The organism is Pseudomonas sp. USHLN015, assembly GCF_037153275.1.
Taxonomy (GTDB): domain Bacteria; phylum Pseudomonadota; class Gammaproteobacteria; order Pseudomonadales; family Pseudomonadaceae; genus Metapseudomonas; species Metapseudomonas tohonis.
Map to the genome: position 1 here is coordinate 208,911 of NZ_JBBCKP010000008.1, position 21,671 is coordinate 230,581.

At 69.8% G+C, this 21,671-nt stretch carries 19 protein-coding genes and 1 pseudogene; 10 read left to right on the forward strand and 10 right to left on the reverse strand.

The genetic code is table 11. The annotated features are described in order from the left end of the window. Nucleotides 1-603: 603 nt before the first annotated feature. The 10 genes and pseudogenes from WFQ67_RS30445 to WFQ67_RS17760 all read left to right on the forward strand — a co-directional run. Nucleotides 604-718: pseudogene (locus WFQ67_RS30445) on the forward strand (transposase); the annotation flags it as partial. A 369-nt stretch (nucleotides 719-1,087) separates the two neighbouring features. Further along, nucleotides 1,088-2,695: a ShlB/FhaC/HecB family hemolysin secretion/activation protein gene (locus WFQ67_RS17720; RefSeq protein WP_442969606.1), complete on the forward strand. Its 1,608-nt coding sequence runs from the start codon at nucleotides 1,088-1,090 to the stop codon at nucleotides 2,693-2,695. Between the two features lie 31 nt (nucleotides 2,696-2,726). Then, on the forward strand, nucleotides 2,727-4,574 hold the full coding sequence (locus tag WFQ67_RS17725; RefSeq protein WP_213630312.1) for a DUF2341 domain-containing protein: 1,848 nt from the start codon (nucleotides 2,727-2,729) through the stop codon (nucleotides 4,572-4,574). Nucleotides 4,575-4,584: 10 nt separating this feature from the next. Continuing rightward, entirely contained in the window at nucleotides 4,585-5,010 is a 426-nt protein-coding gene (locus WFQ67_RS17730; protein WP_021221719.1) for an ExbD/TolR family protein, read from the forward strand. Between the two features lie 2 nt (nucleotides 5,011-5,012). After that, a complete protein-coding gene (locus WFQ67_RS17735) occupies nucleotides 5,013-5,741 on the forward strand; it encodes an energy transducer TonB family protein (protein WP_213630314.1) in 729 nt (242 codons plus the stop codon). A gap of 34 nt (nucleotides 5,742-5,775) precedes the next feature. Continuing rightward, nucleotides 5,776-7,476 carry a putative porin gene (locus tag WFQ67_RS17740; RefSeq protein ID WP_337057730.1) on the forward strand — a complete coding sequence of 567 codons (1,701 nt, stop codon included), beginning with the start codon at nucleotides 5,776-5,778 and terminating at the stop codon, nucleotides 7,474-7,476. A gap of 26 nt (nucleotides 7,477-7,502) precedes the next feature. Beyond that, entirely contained in the window at nucleotides 7,503-8,156 is a 654-nt protein-coding gene (locus WFQ67_RS17745) for a DNA repair protein (RefSeq protein WP_173179866.1), read from the forward strand. A gap of 51 nt (nucleotides 8,157-8,207) precedes the next feature. Beyond that, the gene (locus WFQ67_RS17750) at nucleotides 8,208-8,687 is read left to right on the forward strand and encodes a YbjN domain-containing protein (protein WP_213630320.1); all 480 of its coding nucleotides are present in this window, start codon (nucleotides 8,208-8,210) and stop codon (nucleotides 8,685-8,687) included. Between the two features lie 5 nt (nucleotides 8,688-8,692). Next, a complete protein-coding gene (locus WFQ67_RS17755) occupies nucleotides 8,693-9,670 on the forward strand; it encodes a peptidylprolyl isomerase (protein WP_337057731.1) in 978 nt (325 codons plus the stop codon). 52 nt (nucleotides 9,671-9,722) lie between these two features. Beyond that, nucleotides 9,723-10,691 carry a LysR family transcriptional regulator gene (locus tag WFQ67_RS17760; RefSeq protein WP_213630322.1) on the forward strand — a complete coding sequence of 323 codons (969 nt, stop codon included), beginning with the start codon at nucleotides 9,723-9,725 and terminating at the stop codon, nucleotides 10,689-10,691. Between the two features lie 212 nt (nucleotides 10,692-10,903). Here the strand turns inward: WFQ67_RS17760 and WFQ67_RS17765 are convergent, their stop codons facing one another. The 10 genes from WFQ67_RS17765 to glgX form a co-directional block, all read right to left on the reverse strand. Beyond that, a complete protein-coding gene (locus tag WFQ67_RS17765) occupies nucleotides 10,904-11,863 on the reverse strand; it encodes a lysylphosphatidylglycerol synthase domain-containing protein (protein WP_213630324.1) in 960 nt (319 codons plus the stop codon). Continuing rightward, complete coding sequence (gene clsB / locus WFQ67_RS17770; RefSeq protein WP_337057732.1) at nucleotides 11,860-13,083, reverse strand: cardiolipin synthase ClsB; 1,224 nt, start codon at nucleotides 13,081-13,083, stop codon at nucleotides 11,860-11,862. Before clsB ends, WFQ67_RS17765 begins: the two co-directional genes overlap by 4 nt. Then, nucleotides 13,080-13,868, reverse strand: a complete 789-nt coding sequence (locus WFQ67_RS17775; protein ID WP_213630327.1) for an endonuclease/exonuclease/phosphatase family protein — start codon at nucleotides 13,866-13,868, stop codon at nucleotides 13,080-13,082. Before WFQ67_RS17775 ends, clsB begins: the two co-directional genes overlap by 4 nt. Then, nucleotides 13,865-14,785 (reverse strand): DUF72 domain-containing protein, encoded by a 921-nt coding sequence (locus tag WFQ67_RS17780; RefSeq protein ID WP_337057733.1) that lies wholly within the window; start codon nucleotides 14,783-14,785, stop codon nucleotides 13,865-13,867. The genes WFQ67_RS17775 and WFQ67_RS17780 overlap by 4 nt, the downstream gene beginning before the upstream one ends. 11 nt (nucleotides 14,786-14,796) lie before the next feature. Beyond that, complete coding sequence (locus WFQ67_RS17785; RefSeq protein ID WP_337057734.1) at nucleotides 14,797-16,086, reverse strand: zinc-dependent alcohol dehydrogenase; 1,290 nt, start codon at nucleotides 16,084-16,086, stop codon at nucleotides 14,797-14,799. A 415-nt stretch (nucleotides 16,087-16,501) separates the two neighbouring features. Then, on the reverse strand, nucleotides 16,502-17,149 hold the full coding sequence (locus WFQ67_RS17790; protein WP_213630334.1) for a glycosyltransferase: 648 nt from the start codon (nucleotides 17,147-17,149) through the stop codon (nucleotides 16,502-16,504). Beyond that, on the reverse strand, nucleotides 17,146-17,757 hold the full coding sequence (locus WFQ67_RS17795) for a class I SAM-dependent methyltransferase (RefSeq protein WP_337057735.1): 612 nt from the start codon (nucleotides 17,755-17,757) through the stop codon (nucleotides 17,146-17,148). Before WFQ67_RS17795 ends, WFQ67_RS17790 begins: the two co-directional genes overlap by 4 nt. Then, nucleotides 17,754-18,509 (reverse strand): PIG-L deacetylase family protein, encoded by a 756-nt coding sequence (locus WFQ67_RS17800; protein WP_337057736.1) that lies wholly within the window; start codon nucleotides 18,507-18,509, stop codon nucleotides 17,754-17,756. The genes WFQ67_RS17795 and WFQ67_RS17800 overlap by 4 nt, the downstream gene beginning before the upstream one ends. Next, a complete protein-coding gene (locus WFQ67_RS17805) occupies nucleotides 18,506-19,540 on the reverse strand; it encodes an acyl-CoA dehydrogenase (protein ID WP_337057737.1) in 1,035 nt (344 codons plus the stop codon). The genes WFQ67_RS17800 and WFQ67_RS17805 overlap by 4 nt, the downstream gene beginning before the upstream one ends. Further along, nucleotides 19,540-21,666, reverse strand: coding sequence for a glycogen debranching protein GlgX (glgX, locus tag WFQ67_RS17810; RefSeq protein ID WP_337057738.1), 2,127 nt, complete (start codon nucleotides 21,664-21,666; stop codon nucleotides 19,540-19,542). The genes WFQ67_RS17805 and glgX overlap by 1 nt, the downstream gene beginning before the upstream one ends. Nucleotides 21,667-21,671: the final 5 nt, after the last annotated feature.

Sequence of the window (21,671 nt, forward strand, 5' to 3'; positions counted from 1 at the left end):
GAGTGTCTTTGCGGGCACGGGGCTGGGCCGTGTGTAGGGTGGATGCCGCTCTTTGCATCCACCAGGGGGAGGTGGGCAATACCCCGCTGTAATACCCATTCCAGACGCTTTTCACCCCGCCAGATCCTTCCCGCCGTCCTCCGTTCATGAAGATTCGATGACAAAAGTTCGGTGGTGCCGTCCGGCCCCGGTCAAGGTGATGTACGGAGCGTCAACGGCGAGGGATATCGCCGAAAGGGAACGTGTCGCCAGGGAGGGCGACGACTTTCGCCCGCGGTTTGCGGGCGTGCCGAGGCCAGTGGAACAGGGGCGATGGGGAATATGGACGGTTACTCGAAAGTGGGCATGCAGGAGCTCGACCAGCGTCTGTCGAAGATCGTCGAGGCGGCGCGCAAGAAGCCGGTCTCGGTCTACCGCTACGGCGCGCCCTGGGTGTGGATCGTGTCCCAGGACGATTGGCAGAGCGCGCTCAAGGAGGTCTCCAGCTACATCCCGCCCGGCCATTCGCTGGTCTTGCTGCGGCCGCAGATCGACGAGGTGATGGGCCAGGCCCTGGCCGAGCTGCAGGGCTGGGCCCGGGCGCAGCAGCTGCAGGTGCCGCTGCCGGCCCTGCTGCATGCGCTGCTGCTGCAACTGCTCTATTCGCTGCCCAGCGAGAAGCAGCTCTACGAGCAGCTCAACTACAACCTGCTGTTCCGCTGGTTCGTCGGCCTGGAGCTGAACCAGCGGGTCTGGGGTTTCTCGGTCTTCGTCCGGGACCTGGGGCAGGTGCTGGACAACCCGCAGGCGGTGCGCCTGATCGAGCGGGTGGTAGGCGAGGTGTTCTCCGGCGGCCTGATGCAGATGCCGGAGTTCTCGCTGAACTTCGCCCAGCTGCACACCTGGCTGGCCCGGCACGCGGCCGGCGCACGGCAACGCTGAAGGCGGCCGGCGAACCAACAACGAAACGTTCACTGATGCGGTGCGGCACGCGCGTTCGGGCGCGGCCACGCCTGCACGGAAGGCGGCCCGGGGCATACCGGGCGCCATTTCACGAGGGGGCTGTGTGGGTCATCTGTCATTCAACCAACGAGGCGTCGCCGCGGCCCTGAGCCTGCCGTTCGCGCCGGCCTGCCTGGCGTTGGCGATCCACGCCGCGCCGGTGTCCGCGGAGGAGGGGGCGCAGCCGGCGGCCAGCGCCGACGCCCCGGCTCGGCTGGTCGACGTCAACGAGTACGTGGTGCGCGGCAACACGGTTCTGGAGGCCCGCGACATCGAGGAGGCGGTCTACCCGTTCCTCGGCCCGCAGCGCAGCCTCGCCGATATCGAGGGTGCCCGCGACGCCTTGCAGCAGCGCTACCAGGGCAAGGGCTACCAGTCGGTGTTCGTCGAGCTGCCGGAGCAGCAGGTGGAAGGCGGCGTGGTCTACCTGCAGGTCAGCGAGACCAAGGTGGGCCGCGTGCGCGTGGTCGGCGCCAGGCACTACTCGCCGGTGGCCATCCTCGACGACGTGCCGGCGCTGGAGGAGGGCAAGGTGCCCGACTTCGCCAAGGTCCAGGGCGAGCTGGCGGCGATCAACCGCAACCCCGGGCGCCAGGTGGTGCCGCTGGTGCGCGAAGGCCAGCGCCCGGGGACCATGGACGTGGACCTGCAGGTGGAAGACAAGAACCCCTGGCAGGCCAGCGTCGGCCTGAACAACGACTACAGCGCCGACACCGAGAAGCTGCGCTCGGTGGTCAGCCTCGGCTACAACAACCTGTTCCAGCGCGGCCACAGCGCCTCGCTGACCTACTTCACCGCCCCCGAGGACCGCGACAACGCCGAGGTCTGGTCCGGCTCCTACGCAGCGCCCCTGGACGAGCGCTGGACGCTGCAGTTCTCCGGCTACCAGTCCGACAGCGACGTGGCCACCATCGGCGGCAGCAACGTGCTCGGCAAGGGCCACTCCTACGGCGTCTCGCTGATCTACGGCCTGCCGCCGGAAGGCCCCTGGGCCCACTCGCTGTCGGTGGGCGTCGATTTCAAGGATTTCGAGGAGTCGCTGCAATTCGGCGGCGCCGAGGACAAGGTGCCGCTCAAGTACGCCCCCATCACCCTGGGCTACAACGGCTACCGCTACACCGAGGCCTCGCAGCTGGGCCTCGGCCTGGCGCTGGTGGCCGGTACCCGCGAGTTCCTCGGCTACGGCAGCGACGCCGAGGCGTTCGACTACAAGCGCTACCGCGCCAACCCCAGCTTCGCCGTGTTCAAGGGCGACGCCACCTACACCTTCGGTTTCGGCGGCGACTGGCAGTCGTCGACCAAGCTGGGCTTCCAGCTGGCCTCCGGGCCGCTGGTCTCCAACGAGCAGTTCTCCGCCGGCGGCGCCACCAGCGTGCGCGGCTACCTGGCCGCCGAACGCACGGGCGATGACGGCTGGCTGTTCTCCCAGGAGCTGCGCACGCCCTCGCTGGCCGCCTTCCTCGGCAAGGGCCTGGGCGGCTACGTCGAGGACTGGCGCTTCTATGCCTTCGCCGAGGGCGCGAAGCTCTCCCTGCAGGACCCGCTGCCCGACCAGGACGACAGCTACAGCCTCGCCAGCGTCGGCCTGGGCACCCGCGCCACGCTGCGCGAATGGCTGTCCGGCAGCCTCGACTGGGGCTACCCGCTGAAGGATGGCCCCAACACTGAAAAACGAGACCCGCGCGTGCATTTCAGCGTGCAGGCGAACTTCTGACCCCACAGGCACCGACTCCGGAGTGACACACATGCAACGCTTGATCTTCACCGCGCTCATCAGCCTGGGGCTCCTGTACCCGGCGATCGCCAGTGCCTGGTGGCAGGACGACTGGCTCTACCGCAAGCAGATCTCCGTCGACACCACGCCCCAGGGCGCCGCCATCGACCAGGCCGCCGGGCGCACGCCGCTGCTGGTACGCCTGCACACCGGCAATTTCAGCTTCGACGGGGTCAACGAGAACGGCTCGGACATCCGCTTCGTCGCCGCCGACGACAAGACCGTGCTCAACCACCAGGTGGAAAGCTTCGACCCGCTGATGGGCATGGCGCTGATCTGGGTGGACGTACCCCAGGTGGAAGGCGGCCAGCGCCAGGACATCTGGATGTACTACGGCAACGCCAAGGCCCCGGCCACCGGCAATGGCCAGCTGACCTTCGACCCGGACTACAGCCTGGTCTACCACTTCGACGGTGCCGTCGGTGCACCCCCGCGTGACACCACCGCCTACGGCAACCATGGGCAGACGCCGCCCGCCAGCAGTATCGACGGGGTGATCGGCCGCGCCGCCCAGCTCAACGGCCAGCCGCTGATGCTGCCGGCCAGCCCGTCCCTGGCCCTGCCGGCCGGTGGCGCCTTCACCTTCAGCGCCTGGGTGCGTGCCGACCAGGCCGCAGGCGACCAGCTGCTGCTGGCCCGCCGTGATGGTGGCAACGCACTGCTGCTGGGCCTGGCCCAGGGCCTGCCCTTCGTCGAGGTCAACGGCCAGCGCGTCCAGGCCACCCAGGCCCTGGCCGCCGGGCAGTGGCAGCACCTGGCGCTGAGCGCCGACGGCAGCGCCCTGCGCCTGTACGTCAATGGGCGCGAGTCCGGCAGCCTCGCGCTTTCGCTGCCGGCCTTCGCCTCGGTGATCGCCATCGGCGCCGACCTGCCTCAGAGCCAGACCGTGCCCGTGGAAGGCGCCGCCGAAGCCCCGGCGCCAGCCGCCTTCGGTGCCTTCGCCGGGGCCATCGACGAACTGCGCCTGTCCAAGGTGGCGCGCCCGGCGGCGCTGATCCTCGCCGACGCCACCGCCCAGGGCGCCGAATCGCGCCTGGTGGCCTACGGCGTGGATGAAGAGCAGTCCGGCTTCGGCTTCGGCAGCCTCGGCTTCCTGCTCAAGGCGGTGCCGGTGGACGCCTGGGTGATCATCGCCGTGCTGGTGCTGATGATGATCCAGTCCTGGGTGATCATGATCCGCAAGAGCCGCAGCGTGGCCCGCGTGATGCGCGCCAACCAGCTGTTCCGCGAGCAGTTCGCCCGGGTCGGCACCCGCCTGGAGCTGCTCGCCGACGACCGTGCCCTCAACGAGTCCCTGGTGCATTCCTCGCTCTGGCGCCTGTACCAGGTGGCGGTGAAGGAGATCCGTACCCGCCGCGACCAGGGCGCCGACACCTCGTCCATCTCCGCCGCCACCATCGAAGCCATCCGCGCCTCCATGGACGGCGTGCGCACCCGCGAGAACCAGCAGCTGTCCTCGCGCCTGTCGACCCTGTCCAACGCCATCGCCGGCGGCCCCTACATCGGCCTGCTCGGCACCGTGCTGGGCATCATGGTGGTGTTCCTCGGCACCGCCATGGCGGGCGATGTGAACATCAACGCCATCGCCCCCGGCATGGCCGCCGCGCTGCTGGCCACCGCCATGGGCCTGTTCGTCGCCATCCCCGCGCTGTTCGGCTACAACCGCCTGACCACCCGCAACCGCGAAGTCAGCGCCGACATGCGGGTGTTCGTCGACGAGTTCGTCACCCGCCTGGCCGAAGTGCACGGCGAATCCCAGTTCAGCGAAACGGCGCACCGGCGGGGCCTCCATGCCGGCAGCGCGCCGCTGACCGCCTGAGGACGCTGCCATGGCCAACCTGAGCAGCAGCCATGACGACGACGAGGACGCCGCCGTCGACAGCATCAACATCACGCCCCTGGTGGACGTGCTCATGGTGGTGCTGGTGATGTTCATCCTCACCGCCACCGCCCAGGTCTCGGGCATCCAGATCAACCTGCCCAAGGCCAGCGCCGCCATCTCCCTGGCGCAGCCGAAGACCAAGGCCATCTCGGTCAACGACGGCGGCCAGGTGTTCCTCGACGCCTACCCGGTGACCCTGCCGGAGCTGGAGGACCGCCTGCGCACCGAGAAGGCGCTGAACCCCGACTTCCCGGTGATCGTGCGCGGCGACGCCACGGTGCAGTACCAGAAGGTCATCGAAGTGCTCGACCTGCTGCGGCGCCTGGAGCTGTCCCAGGTCGGGCTGGTCACCGGCAAACCGAACCAGGGCTGACCATGACCACCTTTCCCAGCAAGGGCCCCGATAGCGGGCTCGCCGAAGTCCGCAGCGCCGAGCCGACCTGGCGCCGGCCGCTGGCCTGGGGCCTGGGGGCGCTGGTCGCCGCCGGCCTCGCCTGGCTGCTCTGGCAGTGGGCCAACGACATGAGCGGCGTGCGCCGCGAGGCGCCGAAGATCCCTGCGATCATCCCGCTGCCACCGCCGCCGCCCCCACCGCCGGTGCAGGAGAAGCCGCCGGAGCCGGAAACCCCGGTGGAGGAAAAGATCGTCGAGCCGGAACCCACCCCCGAGCCCGAGGAGGTCAAGCCGGAGGAGGAGGCACCGCCGACACCCGCCGACGACCTGGCCAACCCCATGCAGATGGACGGCGACGCCCAGGCCGGTTCCGACGCCTTCAACATCGGCGCCGGCAAGGGCGGCGGCATGGCCGGCAGCGGCGGCGGGCGCCTGGGCAACGGCACCTACAGCCAGTTCCTCGCCTACGCCTTCCAGCGCCTGATGCGCGACAGCCCCGAGCTGCGCTCGCTGGCCTTCCGCGTGCACCTGGACGTGTGGATCGACCAGGGCGGCCAGGTCACCCGCGTGGAGCTGACCCGTTCCACCGGCGACCCGGAACTCGACGCCAAGGTGCTGGCCGCGCTGCGTGCCTCGCCCGCCCTGGAACGCCCGCCGGCCTCGATGTCGATGCCGGTCCGAATCTCGTTGCAAGGACGCCGGCCCAGCTAGGCCGCGCCACCAAGAACAGCCAAGGAGTAGAACCATGATCTGCAGAATGAGCCGACTGGCGCTGGGGATAGGCGCCGTGGTCGCCGGCCTGGCCGGCCCGGTGCTGGCGCAACCGCCGGCGCCTTCGGAAAACGCCACCATCAACCTGATCCGCCTGCTGGTGCAGCAGGGCGTGCTCAAGCAGGACCAGGCCCAGGCGCTGATCCAGCAGGCCGAGGCCGAGGCCGTGCAGGCCCGCCAGGCCGCCGCCACGGCCCCATCGGCCCCGGCCCCGGCCGGGGTGCCGGGCGAGGTGCGCGTGCAGTACGTGCCGGCCATCGTCCGCGACCAGATCCGCGACCAGGTCAAGGCCGAGGTCATGGCCCAGGCCAGGCAGGAGAACTGGGCCGCGCCCAACACCTTCCCCGACTGGGTGTCGCGCATCAGCCTGGAGGGCGACGTGCGCCTGCGCAGCGAATCGCGCTACTACTCCGACACCAACAGCGACCGCATCGTCGACTTCGCGCGGATCAACGACCGCGGCCCCTACGACATCAACACCAACACCAACCGGCAGCTGCCACCGCTGCTCAACACCCGCGAGGACCGCGAGAACCTGCTGCGCCTGCGTGCCCGCCTGGGCCTGCGCGCCGTGCTCTCGCCGAGCTGGACGGCGGTCATGCGCATCGGCACCGGCTCCGACAGCGGCCCGGTGTCCACCACCCAGACCCTGGGCGGCGGCTTCGGCAAGAAGGACCTGTGGCTCGACCAGGGCTACCTCGCCTACAAGCCCGACGAGCGCCTGACCCTCACCGGCGGGCGCATGCCCAACCCGTTCTACACCACCGACCTGCTGTACTCGGGCGACTTGAACTTCGACGGCCTGGCGGCGGTGTTCGACCAGCCGCTGGACCGCGACATGGGGCTGTTCGGCACCCTCGGCGCCTTCCCGGTGGAATACAGCTCCGACACCGCCAGCAGCAACGGCTTCGACAAGGAAAGCAGCAGGAACAACTGGCTCTACGGCGCCCAGCTCGGCGCCCGCTGGCAGCTGGACGCGGACAACAGCGTCAAGGGCGCGCTGGCCTACTACCGCTTCGACGACATCGAAGGCCGGCGCTCCAGCCCCTGTTCCCTGTACTCCGGGCAGCCGGCCTGCGACACCGACGAGTCGCGCCCCGCCTTCATGCAGAAGGGCAACACCCTGATGCAGCTGCGCAACATCGTCATCGACCCGGCCAACCCCACCACCACGCCGCAGCCGCAGTACTTCGGCCTGGCCTCCGAGTTCAACCTGGTGGACCTCAACCTCGCCTGGGACACCGCGCTGTTCCACGACTTCAAGCTGCGCAGCCAGGCCCACTACCTGCGCAACCTGGGCTATGACGAGCTCGAGATCCGCAAGCGCTCGGCCGGCCAACTGGCCAACAACGTCGACGCCAGCGGCAACATCGAGAGCGGCGATACCGCCTGGATGCTGCAGTTCACCCTGGGCAACGCCCTGGACCTGAAGAAGCACGGCGACTGGAACCTCTACGCCGGCTACAAGCGCATCGAGCCCGACGCCCTGCCGGACGGCTTCAACGACTCGTCCTTCCACCTCGGCGGTACCAACGCCAAGGGCTGGTTCCTCGGCGCCAACTACGGCTTCGACAAGAACATCGTCGGCAGCGTCCGCTGGCTGAGTGCGGAGGAGGTCTACGGCGCGCCCTTCGACATCGATGTCCTGCAACTGGAGGTCAACACGCGCTTCTGACGCGCGTGTGGCCAAGGAGCGAGAGCATGAACACCCGATCGCACACACCGCTGAAGCTGGGCCTGGCCCTGCTGCTGGGGGCCAGCATCGCCAACGCGGCCTCGGCCGAAGGCATGGAGGAGCGCCTGCGTGCCCAGCTGCGCAGCACCACCCAGCAGCTGCAGGCGTTGCAGAGCGAGCAGGCCCAGGCTGCCGCCGCGCGCACTGCGGCCGAGGGCCAACTGGCGGCGGCCCAGGCGCAGATCAAGCAGCTGACCGCCGAGCTGGCCAAGGCGAAGGGCCAGGCCGAGCAGCTCGCCGGCCAGCAGGACAGCCTGCGCAGCGCCGCCCAGGCCCAGGTCGCGGCCAGCACCCTGCAGGTGGGCAAGTTCAAGCAGGCCTACGACGAACTGCTGGGCCGCGCCCGTGGCATCGAGTCGGCCCGCGCCCAGCTGGCCACCGACCTGGCCACGCGTGACGAACAGGTGCAGCAGTGCACCGCCAAGAACCAGCAGATGTACCAGGTGGCCAAGGACATCCTCGAGGCCTACGAAAAGATCGACGTCAGCGACGTGATGAAGATCCGCCAGCCCTTCGCCGGCAGCGCCCGGGTGAAGTTCGAGGAGCTGGCGCAGACCTACGGCGATGCGCTCTACAAGACCCACTTCGACGCCGCCATGGTGCCCGCCGCCGGCCAGTGACCCACGGGTGCCGGCGCGGCCGGCACCGAACCGCAGACAAGGAACCGCGCAATGACCGCCATCGACATGATCCACAGCATCACCCCCGACCAGCTCACCGAGCGCCTGCAGGCCGCCGGCTACCGCGTCAACCGCACCGAGCAGGGCGGCGTGGTGCAACTGCTCAGCGCCAGCCAGGGCATCGGCTTCGCCGTGCGCTTCGGCAACCCGGCCACTGACGCGGGCGCCTACCTCGACTACTGCTTCAGCTGCGCCCTGCGCATCCAGGGCGAGCTGCCGGCGGGCCTCGCCGAGGTGTGGAACGCCAGCCGCCGCTTCGCCCGCCTGTCACGCCAGGGCGAGTTCCTCGTGCTGGAGATGGACGCCATCGTCGCCGCCGGCGTGAGCCCGCAGCACCTGCAGGGCCAGATGGAACTGTGGGACCGCCTGCTGCAGGAGTTCATCGCCTACCTGCGCGACTACAGCCAGGCCATGGCCCGCGAGCAGGCCGCCGCCCAGGCACCGGCCGAAACCGCCGACAGCGAGGCCTGAGCGCGATGTACGCCAAGGGCCGGATGGTCGGCATCGGTGCGCTGGCCACCGTGGCGCTTGCGGTGGGCCTGGCACTCGGCTTGCGACCGGGCAGTGCGCCTGAAGCGGCGGTGCAGGCCGCGCTCCAAGTGCAGCAGGCGAGGGTGGCCAGCCAGGCCGCCCCCGCCGAGCGGGCGGTGGCGCGCCTGGGTGAGCTGGAACTGGGCGAGGGCGAGCTGCAGGCGGTGCTGGATGGCCTGCTGCCAGCCACCCGCGAGCAGCTGCGTGCCGACCGGGGCGCCCTGGAAGGCTGGGTGCGCGGGCGTCTGGCGGAGAAGGCCCTGCTGCAGCAGGCCCAGGCCCAGGGCTGGGAAGAGCGCCCCGACATCCAGCGCCTGACCCGCGCCGCCACCGAGCAGATCCTCCTGCGCACCTACCTGGAGTCGGTCAGCCAGGTGCCCGCCGACTACCCCGGCGACGCCGAGCTGCAGGCCGCCTACGAGGCCGGCAAGGACAACTGGATGACCCCCGCGCTGTACCGCGTCAGCCAGATCTTCCTCGCCGTCGGCCCCGGTGCGGCTGAGGAGCAGGTGCGCAAGCAGGCCATCGAGCTGGCCCGCCGCGCGACGGCTGCCAACGCCGATTTCGCCGCCCTGGCGCGCCAGTTCTCCCAGGACGCCGGCACCGCCGAGCGCGGCGGCGACACCGGCCTGCAGCCGCTGGTGCAGTTCGTCCCGGCGATGCGCCAGGTACTCGCCCGCCAGCGCGTGGGCAGCGTGTCCGAGCCGCTGCGCAGCGAGGCCGGCTACCACATCCTAAAGCTCACCGAGCAGCAGCCCGGCCGCGTCGCCAGCCTCGACGAGGTGCGCGACCGCCTGCGCCAGGCCTTGCGTGCGCAACGCCAGCAACAGGTGGCACGGGCCTACCTGGACGGCATGGTCAGCTCGGCGACCCTGAGCATCGATGGTGCGAGCCTCGACCAGGCGCTGGAGCGGGCCCACTGAGACGGCGCCGGGCGGGAGGCCCGGCGCGAGGCAACCTTACGGAGGAGGGTTTATGGCATTGCAGGAGAACGACCACCCGGCAAGCGGCGGCGGCATCGTGAGCGACCACGGGGCCGACGAGGGCTTCGCCGGCCTGGACATGGAGGCGGCGCACTTCTTCGTGGTGGCCGCCCGTTGCGGCTGCTTCATGCAGGCGGCGCGCAGCCTGAGCGTCAAGCCGACACTGCTGCGCAAGAAGCTCGGGGTGCTGGCGGCCTGGGCCGGGCACCCGCTGTTCCAGCACCAGGGCAACGCCCTGGTGCTGAGCCCCGAGGGCCGGCGCCTGCGTACCCAGCTGGCGGCGCGCCTGGCGGTGCTGTCGCCGGGCCTGGCGCAGAACGAAGACCAGCCGCTGGTGCGCATCGCCGTCGCCGAGCCGCTGCTGCACGACATCCTCGGCCGCGACCTGCTGGCCTTCCTCCGCCAGCACGCCAACGTGCGCCTGGAACTGGCACGCCTCGACGAGGGCGAAGCGCCGGCGGCGGACACCGACCTGCGCGTGTGGCTGGCTCCGCCCGGTGACGCCACGCCCTGGCCGGGTTTCGCCAGCGCCCATCAGGTGTGCCTGGCCCAGCTGGAATACCTGCCCCACATCGCCAAGCGCTACTCCCGCGAGACCAGCCGCCCGCGCAGCCTGGTGGAGCTTGCGGACTACATGCTGGTCGACCTCCACGGCTACGCCGGCATCGACGCCCTGCAACCCTGGAACCTGGCCATCGCCGAACGCCGCGCCGGGGTCACCCGGGTCAACTCCTACGAAATGCTCCGGCAGATGATCCAGTGGAGCGCCTGCATCGGCCTGTTGCCCCATTACGTCAGCCAGCTGGACAAGAACCTCATGGCCCTGCCGGCGTTGTTCGAACCACGCATGGACATGCAGGCCTGGCTCGCCGTGCGCGCGGGGGAAGAAGAGCGCGAGGAAGTCCGCCGCCTCGTCGCCCTGGTGCACGCCGCCTTCGATGAGCGCCGGGATTGGTTCTAGCGGAGGCGACCGTCAGCATGGGTTTCGCTTCGCTCTACCCATCCTACGGGCTGCTGGGCTTCAGAACGCCAGCTTCGTAGGTTGGGCTGAGGTACGAAGCCCAACATGACGGGGTCCGGTGTTACGCCGTTGGGCCTCGTTACGCTCGGCGCCAACCTACGGCGATGCGGCGCATCGCTGGGCGACTGAAGTCGCCCCTACAGCGATAGGCGTCACCCCTCATGCGCCCAATCGCGCTGGCGGATCTGCTTGGCCCGGCGTTCGAGCACCAGGTACACCACGCAGGCGATGGCCAGGGGCAGGAGGAAGTAGATGGCGCGGTAGCCGATCAGCGCGGCGAGGAGGGTGCCCTTGGACATCTGGTGCTGCATCAGGGCGATGAACACCGCCTCCAGCACGCCGAGCCCGGCGGGGATGTGTGTGATGACCCCGGCGATGCTGCTGATCAGGAGGATGCCGAGGATCGACGGGTAGAAGGCTTCCCTGGGCAGCAGGATCCAGATCAGCGCCGCCATCAGCGACCAGTTGAGCATGCCCAGGCCGACCTGGATCAGCGCCATGCGCAGGCTCGGCAGGGTCAGCTCCTGGTCGCGGAAGCGCCAGTTGCGGCGCGTGGAGAAGCGGCAGGCGGCGAGGTAGGCGAGGGCGGCGGCCACCAGGGCGAAGCCGATCAGTTGCAGGCCGGTCTCGCCGATCTTCCAGCCTTCGGGCAGGTCCACCAGGCGCAGGGAGAAGACGCAGCCGGCCAGCAGCATGTAGCCCAGCCAGTTGGTGATCAGGCTCAGGCTGAGCACCTTGGTGATGGTCGGCACGTCCAGCCCCAGGCGCGAGTAGAGGCGGTAGCGCAGGGCGATGCCGCCCACCCAGGAGCTGAGGTTGAGGTTGAAGGCGTAGCAGACGAAGGTGACCGGGATGGTCTGCCAGGCCGGCAGCTTGTGCGCGGTGTAGTGGCGGCCCACCAGGTCGAAGCAGCAGTAGGTGGCGTAGCTCGCCGCGCAGGCCAGCCCGGCCAGCGCCAGGGTGGTGGCCTTGTAGTTGGCGATGGCCTGGCGCACTTCCTGCCAGTCGAGGTTCTTCACCAGCATGAACAGCAGCACCGGCACCAGGCAGAAGAAGAACGCCGTCAGGCCGCGCTTGGCCCAGGTCTTCCAGGTGGCCTTGCCCGCGCTCATGAGCTTTTCTCCTGTTGCTCGTAGACCGGCTCGACGCCGGCATCCTCCAGCGGCTGCAGCGACTTGATGCGCGGCGAGTGGGCGGGGAACCAGCCGGCGATGGCCGGGAAGTGCCGCAGGAAGTGGAAGCTGAGGAAGATCAGTGGCGCCCGCCACCAGTGGCCCCGGGTGATGCGCTGCAACGTCACGCGCTTGCACTTGGCGTCGGCGAGCTGCTGCAGGTGGTCGTGCAACTGCCGGTTGAAGGCCGGGTCGCGGATCACCAGGTTGGCCTCCAGGTTCAGCGACAGGCTCAGCGGGTCGAGGTTGCTCGAGCCCACCGTGGCCCATTCGCCGTCCACCAGCGCCACCTTGCCGTGCAGCGGTCGCTGGCAATACTCGTGGATCACCACGCCGTCGCGCAGCAGGTAGTTGTAGAGCAGCCGCGAGCACAGGCGCACCAGCGGCATGTCCGGCTGGCCCTGGAGGATCAGGGTCACCTGTACGCCGCGCCGGGCGGCATTGCGCAGCTCGCGCAGCAGGCGGTAGCCGGGGAAGAAATAGGCATTGGCCACCACCAGCCGCTGCCGGGCCGAGCGCAGCGCGCGCAGGTACTGTTCCTCGATGTCGTTGCGATGGCGCTCGTTGTCGCGGATCGACAGCAGCATGCGGGCAGGCCCGGCCTCGCGGTTTTCCGGCGATTCCGGCAGCAGGCTGTGCACCTCGCTGGCGCTGTGGGACAGCAGCTGGCTGCAGGTACGGTGCAGGTCGCAGACGATGGGCCCGCGCACCGCCACCGCGTAGTCCTGCTTGGCCATGGGGCCGAAGTCGGCGAGGTGATCGGCACAGAAGTTGATGCCGCCGATGAAGCCCAGCTCGCCGTCCACCACCACCAGCTTGCGGTGCAGGCGGCGGAACAGGTTGGTGCGCATGCCCAGCACCCGGGGACGCGGGTCGAACATGTGCAGGTTGACGCCGGCCTCGGTCATCTCGCGGATGTAGCGAGTGCCGAGGTCGGCGGTGCCGTAGCCGTCCACCGTCAGCTCCACGCGCACGCCGCGCCGGGCGGCGGCGATCAGGGTCTCCTTGAGGCGCAGGCCGACCTTGTCCTCGAAGACGATGAAGGTCTCCAGCAGTACTTCGTGGCGGGCCTTGTCGATGGCCTCGAACACCGCCGGGAAGAAGGCCTCGCCATTGATCAGCAACTCGACGTGGTTGCCTTCACGCCAGTCGAATTTCACAGGTGCACCTCCACAAGCAAGGGGGCGTGGTCGGACAGGTGGGACCAGGGCCGGCGCAGCAGCACCTGGGGTGAGTGGCTGGTGGCATTGCGCACGTAGACGCGGTCCAGGCGCAGCAGCGGCCAGCGTGCCGGGAAGCTGCGTGCCGGGGCGCCATAGGCGTTGACGAAGGCCTCGACCATGCCGCGGCTGGCGAGGATGTCGTCGGCGCGCACGCGCCAGTCGTTGAAGTCGCCGGCGACTATCACCGGCGCCAGCGGCGGCAGGCTGTCGAGCAGGCGGCAGAGCAGTTCCAGCTGTTCGCGACGGTGGGCTTCGCGCAGCCCCAGGTGCACGCAGATGGCATGCACCTCGCGGTGGCCGGGCACGTCCAGCACCGAATGCAGCAGGCCGCGTTCCTCGTTGCCGGCGATGGACGCGTCGAGGTTCTCGTAGCGCAGGATGGGGAATTTCGACAGCAGCGCATTGCCGTGGTCGCCTTCCGGGTAGACCGCGTTGCGGCCGTAGGCGAAGTCGGTCCACATGCTGTCGGCGAGGAATTCGTACTGGGGCGTCGGCGGCCAGTTCCTGAAGCGCCTGGCATGCAGCTGGTGGGTGCCGAGCACCTCCTGCAGGAACACCAGGTCGGCACCGAGGGTGCGCACGGCATCGCGCAGCTCCGGGAGGATGAAGCGGCGGTTGAGGGGCGTGAAGCCCTTGTGGGTGTTCACCGTGATGATGCGCAGCTGGTGCACGGCCGGCAGCAGGTCGGTGGCGGGCAAGGGGGCACTGGTGACGGTATTCACAGGTCGGCTCCTTCCAGGGGCTGGCCGGGTTCGGTCTCTAGGTGCCCGGCCAGGCCGAGTCTTTCCAGCAGTTGGCGGGCGTCATAGGGCGCGCGCACCTTGATGTCGTTGTCGAAGTAGCAGTACAGGTCGCGGCTTTTGCGCCGGGCCGGTGCCTTGGCGCTGATCAGCCGGGCGTCCTCGGGCTGGCTGCCACGGCTCCAGGCTTCGATGCGTCGCTGCCAGGCGGCCAGCGCGGCGTCCGAGTAGCCGCTGGCGTAGAGCTGCTTGTCGCCGTGCAGGCGCATGTAGACGAAGTCGCTGGTGAGGTCCTCCGCGTAGGGCCACTTCTTCGCCGTGTCGGCGACCACCAGCGCCACCTTGTGCCGGCGCAGCAGGGCGACGAAGGCCTCGTCGAGGAAGCTGTCGTTGCGGATCTCCACCGCGTGGCGCAGGCGCAGGCCCTTGGGAATGTCCAGGTAGCCCTCCACGTGCATGCGCGCGTCGCTGTGGCGGGCCAGTTCACGGGCGGCGTCGCTGTCGTGGGGCAGGGCTTGGAGAAAGTCGGCGAACAGCGCGGGGTCGAACTTGAAGCTGGGCGGGAATTGCCAGAGCACCGGCCCCAGCTTCCCGCCCAGGCGGAACAGCCCCGAGGCCATGAAGTTGGCCAGGGGCTGCTGCAGCTCGCGCAGGCGCGTCACGTGGGTGATGTAGCGCGGCGCCTTGGTGCTGAAGACGAAGTCCTCGGGGGTGTCGGCCGCCCAGCCGGCGTAGCGCTCGGGCGTCTGCAGGGCATAGAAGGAGCCATTGATCTCGATGCTGTTGACGGCGCGGGAGGCGAAGCGCAGCTCCTTCTTCTGCACCAGGCCTCTGGGGTAGAAATCACCCCGCCAGGGGGCGTAGCGCCAGCCGGAAATGCCGATACGGATCTCTGCCATCCTCGCCTCCGCTAGCGACCCGGAGCCGGGTTGACGGCTGCGAGCGTCCGTTCCAGCTGCGCCTCGTCGGCGATCACTTCTTCGCCACCAGCGCCCGCCGGCTGCATCCGCTGTGGGTGCAACTCGACCTTGATCCAGCCGCTCTCGCGGCGGTCGAAGGCCTTGAACGCTTCGATGGCATCGCTCATCGGCTTGACCTGGGTGAGGATCTTGGCCGGGTCGACGCGCTTGTTCAGGGTCAGCTCGATGAGCCTGGGGATGTACTTGCGGTGGTGGCAGTTGCCCATGTTGATGGTCAGGTTCTTGTTCATCGCCAGGCCGATGGGGAAGCTGCGCGCCTGCTGCGGGTAGACGCCGATGATCGACAGGGTGCCGGCCTTGGCCAGGCCTTCGACCGCCCATTGCAGGGCCTGGCTCGGCGCGTCGCCGGGGTGCCAGTTGTCGCCGTCCGGGTGGGTGCGCGGGGTCAGCTCGGCCATCTCCCGGCGCATGCGTCCGGCGGCGTGGTGGTCGTGGCAGGCGTGCTCGGCGTCCACCCCCACGGCATCGATGGCGCGGTCGACGCCTATGCCGTCGGTGAGCCGGCGCAGGGTCTTGACCGGGTCTTCCAGGTCGAAGTTGATCACTTCTGCGCCTTGCTGGCGGGCCATGCGCAGGCGGTCGTCGAGGTGGTCGATGGCGAACACCCGGGCGGCGCCCATCAGCTTGGCGCTGGCGATGGCGAACTGGCCCACCGGGCCGCAGCCGAACACCGCCACCGTGTCGCCGGGGGTGACCTCGGCCATCTCGGCACCGAAGTAGCCGGTGGGGAAGATGTCGGACAGCAGGATGGCCTGGTCGTCGCTGATCTCGCTGGGCAGCTTGATCAGGCCGATGTTGGCGTGGGGGATGCGGGCCTTCTCCGCCTGCAACCCATGGAAGGGGCCGGTGGCCTGGGGCCCGCCGTAGAACGCGGTGCCGGCCTCCTTGCCGTTGGGGTTGGCCACGTCGCACTGGGCGTAGTAGCCGGCCCGGCAGTAGGAGCAGTTGCCGCAGGCGATGGTGGAAGGCACCACCACGCGGTCGCCGATCTGCAGGTTGCGCACGTCGTTGCCCAGGGCTTCGACGATGCCGACGCCCTCGTGGCCGAGGATGGTGCCCTTGACCATGCCGGTGACGGTGCCGCGCACGAAATGCAGGTCGGTGCCGCAGATGGCCGAGGCGGTGAGGCGGATGATCGCGTCCGTGGGCGCCTGCAGGGTCGGCTCGGGGACGTCGTCGAGACGGATGTCGCCCACGTCATGGAATACGACTGCCTTCATGGGTGGCTCCTGTTCGGGCCCGGGCCGGTGCTCACCGGCGACCAGGCATGGAAAACGGCAGGCGCCGGGGCGGCACCTGTGATAGTTCCGACTGGGCGGCAAGGGAGCGGTTCAGGTTTTCTGCCCGTTGGGCACGAGGCGCAGCCCGGGTTTCGGGCCGGCGTGTGGTGGGGTACCGATCGCGAATGAATTCGCTCCTACGTGGGACGGCGCTGCGCACCGCTTGGCGAATGAATTCGCCCCTACAGGTGCGGGAGTCCCGGGAGGCGCGGTGCAGCGCCGTAGGGTGTGCTACGCGCACCTGGGAAGACGCCGCGCACACCGATGTGAGGCGCGGGGCATCGATGGCGGGGTGGCGGGTGACCCGGGTGAGGCCTCGCGTGTGGTTTGGCATCGATCGCGAGTGGACTCGCTCCTACATCAACCCTCGCAGGAATGCGGCGAAGCCTTCCGGCGCGCGGGCGTCGAGGCGGGCGCTGGTGTGCACGGCGGGGCTGCTGCTCCAGGAGATGCGCGCGCCGCTGCGTTCGAAGGCGCGCACCAGGTGCACGTCCTCGTGGGCGGCCAGGGGCGGGAAGCCGCCGGCGCGCAGGTAGGCTTCGGCGCTGAAGCCGAGGTTGGCGCCGTGCACGTGGCGGTGGTCGTCGCGCTGCTGGTAGTGAGCGTGGTAGCGCAGCTGGGCGTCGAGGTGGATGGTGTCCCACTGGGCGATGCGCACGGTGCCGCAGACCACGTCGGCACCCAGGGCCAGCTGTGCGGCCAGCCAGTTGGTGCCGGCGATGCTGTCGGCGTCGGTGCAGGCGATCCAGCGCGCGCCCTCATCCAGCAGTACATGCACGCCGGCGGCTCGGGCCTGGCCGACATTGCGGGCGGCGATGGCCAGGGTGGCGATGCCGGCGGCCTGGGCGATGGCGGCGGAGCCGTCGCTGCAGGCGTCCAGCACGGCCAGCACGCGGACCGGTTCGCCGCCGAGGTCGGGGTGGGCGGCTGCCGCCAGCACCGATTCGATGCAGGCGCCCAGCAGCTGTTCCTCGTTGTGCACCGGGATGACGACGCCGATCATGCACCGCGCTCCCGCAGCCCCTCCCGCTCGGCCACCGAGGTGGCGTCGTGGCACCAGACCTCCAGCAGCAGGTCGGGCTCTTCGTGGCGCAGCAGGCGCGGCATGCCCAGGCCCCGGGCCAGGCGTTCATGCACCTGGTCGCCGGTCAGCGGGCAGCCGTCGATCTCCGGCCGCCAATGGCAGGCCAGGAGGGTGCCGCTGCGGTTCAGCGACGCCAGGCAATGCGCGATGAGGTGGTCGAGGTCGTCGGCGTCGAGGTAGTAGCACAGCTCGCTGAGGATGATCAGGTCGAAGCGCCCGCCGGGCCACTGCTGCGGCAGGCGCGCCTGCAAAAGGCGCACGTTGGGCTTGTTGGCCAGGCGCTGGGCGGCCAGCTCCACGGCGCGCGCCGAGGTGTCGCAGCACAGCAGGTCGTGGCAGCGGTCGGCCAGGCGCAGGCTCAGCTCGCCATTGCTGCAGCCGGGCTCGAAGACCCTGTCGTAGAAGCCGCGGGGCAGGGCGGCGAGCACCAGGTTGCGCTTGCGCTTCTCGTACCAGCGCTGGCGGAAGGCCCAGGGGTCGCGGCTGTCGCGGTAGAGCCTGTCGAAATAGGTGTCGGCCACGCTCATAGGAAGAACAGCTCGAAGGGCTGCTGCAGGCGTTCCAGGCTGGCGCTGCCGAGCACCGGCGGGCCACCACCGGGGTCGGCGTACAGCTGGCTGGCGAAGGCCTGCACGGCGTGGCGCTTGCGGGCCAGGGTCCAGATGTCGAGCTCGACCTTGCGCGCACGCTCCCAGGGGATGCGCGGGTCTTCCGGGCTCGCCCAGTGCCAGGCCCAGATGGGCACCTCATGGACCAGCGCGCCGATCTCGCTGCCGACTTCGAGGGTGGCCAGTCCCACCGCCTCATGGTCGGCGTGGCCGTCCTCGCGCCAGGTGGTGAAGACCACGTCCGAGGGCTGCAGGTAGGCGGCGAGGAAACGCTTGAGCTCGCCCAAGTGGCGCCCGACGCCGGTGTCGGGGAAGCCGCCGCGCAGCCACTTCAGCTCCGCCACGGGGATGCCCAGGCGATGCAGCGCCTCGGCGCTTTCCTGGGGGCGCACGATGCCGAGGCGATGTGCGGTCCAGTAGGGCGAGCCGGGATGGCTGGCGCTGCCGTCGGTGACCGAGATCAGCAGCACCTGGCGACCCAGCTGGAACAGCAGCTGCAGCAGGCCGCCACAGCCGAGCACTTCGTCGTCCGGGTGCGGCGCGACGATCACCGCGCGGGCTTCCGGCGGCACCAGGCGCTCACAGTCGATGGTCGGTACCAGGCTCAGGTGCTGCGAGGCGTTCCAGGCCTGCAGCGGCGTTCCGTCGCCGTGGATGAGGTGGGCTCTCATGGCATCCAGCTCCCCTGTGGGGCCAAGGTGGCGAGGCGGCCGAGGGCGGCGAGGTCGCGCTCGGCATGGCTCTGGCGGAGGTACACCGGCAGGTCGGCGAGCAGCCGTGCCAGGTGCGGGTCGAGGCAGTAGGGCGCCGCGCCCAGGGCGTGGCCGACATGGCGGATGGCGGCCTCGGCGGCGCCTTCGCAGATCGCCCGCAGGCGCCGTACCGGAACTTCGGCGTCGGCGCGCGGCTGGCGGTCGATCCAGGCGGCGCAGTCGCGCAGGGTGCAGGCGGCCGCGTAGAGCTGTGCGTCCAGGGCGCCCAGGTGGGCGAGGGCGTGAGGTTCGTCGTGATCCGCGCCATGCACCCGCAGCGCCTCGCCCAGGGCCTGGGCGGCACCCAGCCAGCAGGCGGCGATGCCGGCGCCGCCGTGCCAGAAGCCGGGGCGTTCCAGGTAGCCGCCGGCAGGCCCGATGCAGTGGGCACGGGCCTGCTCGAAGTGCACCTCGACGCTGCCGGTGGCGGCCATGCCCACCGCGTTCCAGCCGCCCGTGGCGATGCGCACCCCGGGCTGGTCCAGGGCCACGGCCACCAACTGCTGGTGGCCGGCCTCGTTCCAGCCGGTGAGCAGCGCGTGGCTGAGCACGGCGGCGCCGGAACACCAGGCCTTGGTGCCATCCAGGCGCACGTCCTGCTGCGAGGTGCGGGCGTTGATGCGCACCCGCGCCTGCGGCGGCTCGGCGGCCCAGACGCCCCAGGTGCTGCCGGGCGGCGGCGCCTCGGCGCCGAGTTCGTGGAGGATGGCCAGGGCGTCGGTGTGGCCTTCGTAGAGCTTGCACAGGCCCAGGTCACGGGCGGCGACCCGGGCCAGCGCCTGCCAGCGCTCCAGGGTGGCGCCGCCGCCCGGCTGGGGCAGGCGGTCGAGGCCCGCCGCCACCAGCGCGGCCAGGCGGCGGCCGAGTTCGGGAGTGTCGGCGCCCGGGCACGGGTACTCCGCCAGGCCGCCTTCCAGGCGGTTGGCGGCGCAGGCCGGGGCGCCCCCCATCAGCCGTCCTCCCGTTGCAGTTCGAAGAGCAGCAGCGAGCGGTTGGTGAGGGTGAACTCCGTGTCGAACTCGTAGCGCTCCAGGGAACGGTCGTCGGGGCGGTTGGTGTCCAGCAGCAGCGTCCAGGCGGTGCCCTGGGCCACTTCCGGCAGGCGGAAGTTGACCACGTCGTGGTGGGCGTTGAGCAGCAGCAGGAGGGTGGCGTCGGCGCCGCTGCGGCGGATGCCGGTGGGTTGCGCGCGGCCGTCCATGAGCATGCCCAGGCAGCGGGCATTGCCGTCCTGCCATTGCTCCTCGGTCATCTCGTTGCCGCAGGGCGACAGCCAGGTGACGTCCTTGACCCCGAGTTCCTCGTTGTATTCGCCCACCAGGAAGCGGCCGCGCCGCAGGATCGGGTAGGCGCGGCGCAGGCTGATCAGCCGCCGGGTGAAGTCCAGCAGGCTGCGGCCCTCGTCGTCGAGTTCCCAGTCGATCCAGCCCAGCTCGTTGTCCTGGCAGTAGACGTTGTTGTTGCCCTGCTGGGTGCGGCTGAACTCGTCGCCCGCCACCAGCATCGGCGTGCCCTGGGAGAGCAGCAGCGTGGCCATCATGTTGCGCATCTGGCGCAGGCGCAGTTCGCGGATGTCCGGGTCGTCGGTGGGGCCTTCGACGCCGTGGTTCCAGGAGTAGTTGTTGTCGCTGCCGTCGCGGTTGCCTTCGTCGTTGGCTTCATTGTGCTTGTGGTCGTAGCTGACCACGTCGCGCAGGGTGAAGCCGTCGTGGGCGGTGACGAAGTTGACCGAGGCGTAGGGCCGGCGGCCGCGCTGGTTGAACAGGTCGCCCGAGGCGGTGAGGCGGCTGGCGAGCCCGGCGATCTGGCCGTTGTCGCCGCGCCAGAAGGCCCGCACGGTGTCGCGGAAGCGGTCGTTCCACTCCACCCAGCCGGGCGGGAAGCCCCCCACCTGGTAGCCGCCCGGGCCGCAGTCCCAGGGCTCGGCGATCAGCTTGAGCTTGCTCAGCACCGGGTCCTGGCGGCAGGCGACGAGGAAGCCGTGGCGCTCGTCGAAGCCGTGCGGATGGCGCCCGAGAATGGTGGCGAGGTCGAAGCGGAAGCCGTCGACGCGCATCTCGGTGGCCCAGTAGCGCAGCGAGTCGGTGACCATCTGCAGCACGCAGGGGTGGCTGAGATCGAGGGTGTTGCCGGTGCCCGAGTCGTTGATGTAGTGGCGGCGGTTGTCGGGCAGCAGGCGGTAGTAGGTGGCGTTGTCGATGCCGCGCATGCACAGGGTCGGGCCCAGTTCGTTGCCCTCGGCAGTGTGGTTGTAGACCACGTCGAGGATCAGCTCCAGGCCGGCGTCGTGCAGGTGCGCGACCATTTCCTTGAACTCGTTGATGTGGCCGCTGGCGAGGTAGGCCGCGTGGGGCGCGAAGAAGGCCAGGCTGTTGTAGCCCCAGTAGTTGTTCATGCCCTTTTCCAGCAGGTGCTGGTCGTTGACGAAGCCGTGGACCGGCAGCAGCTCGATGGTGGTGATGCCCAGGGAGCGGATGTGCTGCAACAGCTCGGCGTTCATCAGCCCGGCGCAGGTGCCGCGAAGGTGCTTGGGCACGGCGGGGTGGCGCATGCTGGTGCCGCGCAGGTGGGCCTCGTAGATCACCGTGGCGTCCCAGGGCACGCGCACCGCCTTCTGCTCGGGCCAGGTGAAGGCGGGGTCGATGACCTTGGACTTGGGCACGAAGGGCGCGCTGTCGCGCTCGTCGAAGGACAGGTCGCCGTCCTTGTGGCCGATGGTGTAGCCGAACAGCGACTCCGACCAGCGCAGCCCGCCCATCAGCTGGCGGGCATAGGGGTCGATCAACAGCTTGTTGGGGTTGAAGCGGTGGCCGGCGTCGGGCTCGTAGGGGCCGTGCACGCGGTAGCCGTAGATCTGCCCGGGGTGGGCGTCGGGCAGGTAGCCGTGCCAGATCTCGTCGGTGTATTCGGGCAGTTCGATACGCTCAAGTTCACGCTCGCCCTTGGCGTCGAACAGGCAGAGCTCCACCTTGGTGGCATGGGCGGAAAACAGCGCGAAGTTGACCCCCAGGCCGTCCCAGGTGGCGCCCAGGGGAAAGGGGTGGCCTTCGGTTATCCGTGAGCGTTGCCTGCTCATTGGTG

What these genes read in the sequence shown, in the direction of transcription:
- WFQ67_RS17740 (WP_337057730.1), top strand. Translation starts at nt 5,776, where the DNA reads ATGATCTGCAGAATGAGCCGACTGGCGCTGGGGATAGGCGCCGTGGTC.
- WFQ67_RS17725 (WP_213630312.1), top strand. Translation starts at nt 2,727, where the DNA reads ATGCAACGCTTGATCTTCACCGCGCTCATCAGCCTGGGGCTCCTGTAC.
- WFQ67_RS17745 (WP_173179866.1), top strand. Translation starts at nt 7,503, where the DNA reads ATGAACACCCGATCGCACACACCGCTGAAGCTGGGCCTGGCCCTGCTG.
- WFQ67_RS17790 (WP_213630334.1), bottom strand. Translation starts at nt 17,149, where the DNA reads ATGATCGGCGTCGTCATCCCGGTGCACAACGAGGAACAGCTGCTGGGC.
- WFQ67_RS17780 (WP_337057733.1), bottom strand. Translation starts at nt 14,785, where the DNA reads ATGGCAGAGATCCGTATCGGCATTTCCGGCTGGCGCTACGCCCCCTGG.
- WFQ67_RS17735 (WP_213630314.1), top strand. Translation starts at nt 5,013, where the DNA reads ATGACCACCTTTCCCAGCAAGGGCCCCGATAGCGGGCTCGCCGAAGTC.
- WFQ67_RS17730 (WP_021221719.1), top strand. Translation starts at nt 4,585, where the DNA reads ATGGCCAACCTGAGCAGCAGCCATGACGACGACGAGGACGCCGCCGTC.
- WFQ67_RS17785 (WP_337057734.1), bottom strand. Translation starts at nt 16,086, where the DNA reads ATGAAGGCAGTCGTATTCCATGACGTGGGCGACATCCGTCTCGACGAC.
- WFQ67_RS17750 (WP_213630320.1), top strand. Translation starts at nt 8,208, where the DNA reads ATGACCGCCATCGACATGATCCACAGCATCACCCCCGACCAGCTCACC.
- WFQ67_RS17765 (WP_213630324.1), bottom strand. Translation starts at nt 11,863, where the DNA reads ATGAGCGCGGGCAAGGCCACCTGGAAGACCTGGGCCAAGCGCGGCCTG.
- glgX (WP_337057738.1), bottom strand. Translation starts at nt 21,666, where the DNA reads ATGAGCAGGCAACGCTCACGGATAACCGAAGGCCACCCCTTTCCCCTG.
- WFQ67_RS17800 (WP_337057736.1), bottom strand. Translation starts at nt 18,509, where the DNA reads ATGAGAGCCCACCTCATCCACGGCGACGGAACGCCGCTGCAGGCCTGG.
- WFQ67_RS17760 (WP_213630322.1), top strand. Translation starts at nt 9,723, where the DNA reads ATGGCATTGCAGGAGAACGACCACCCGGCAAGCGGCGGCGGCATCGTG.
- WFQ67_RS17755 (WP_337057731.1), top strand. Translation starts at nt 8,693, where the DNA reads ATGTACGCCAAGGGCCGGATGGTCGGCATCGGTGCGCTGGCCACCGTG.
- WFQ67_RS17795 (WP_337057735.1), bottom strand. Translation starts at nt 17,757, where the DNA reads ATGAGCGTGGCCGACACCTATTTCGACAGGCTCTACCGCGACAGCCGC.
- WFQ67_RS17805 (WP_337057737.1), bottom strand. Translation starts at nt 19,540, where the DNA reads ATGGGGGGCGCCCCGGCCTGCGCCGCCAACCGCCTGGAAGGCGGCCTG.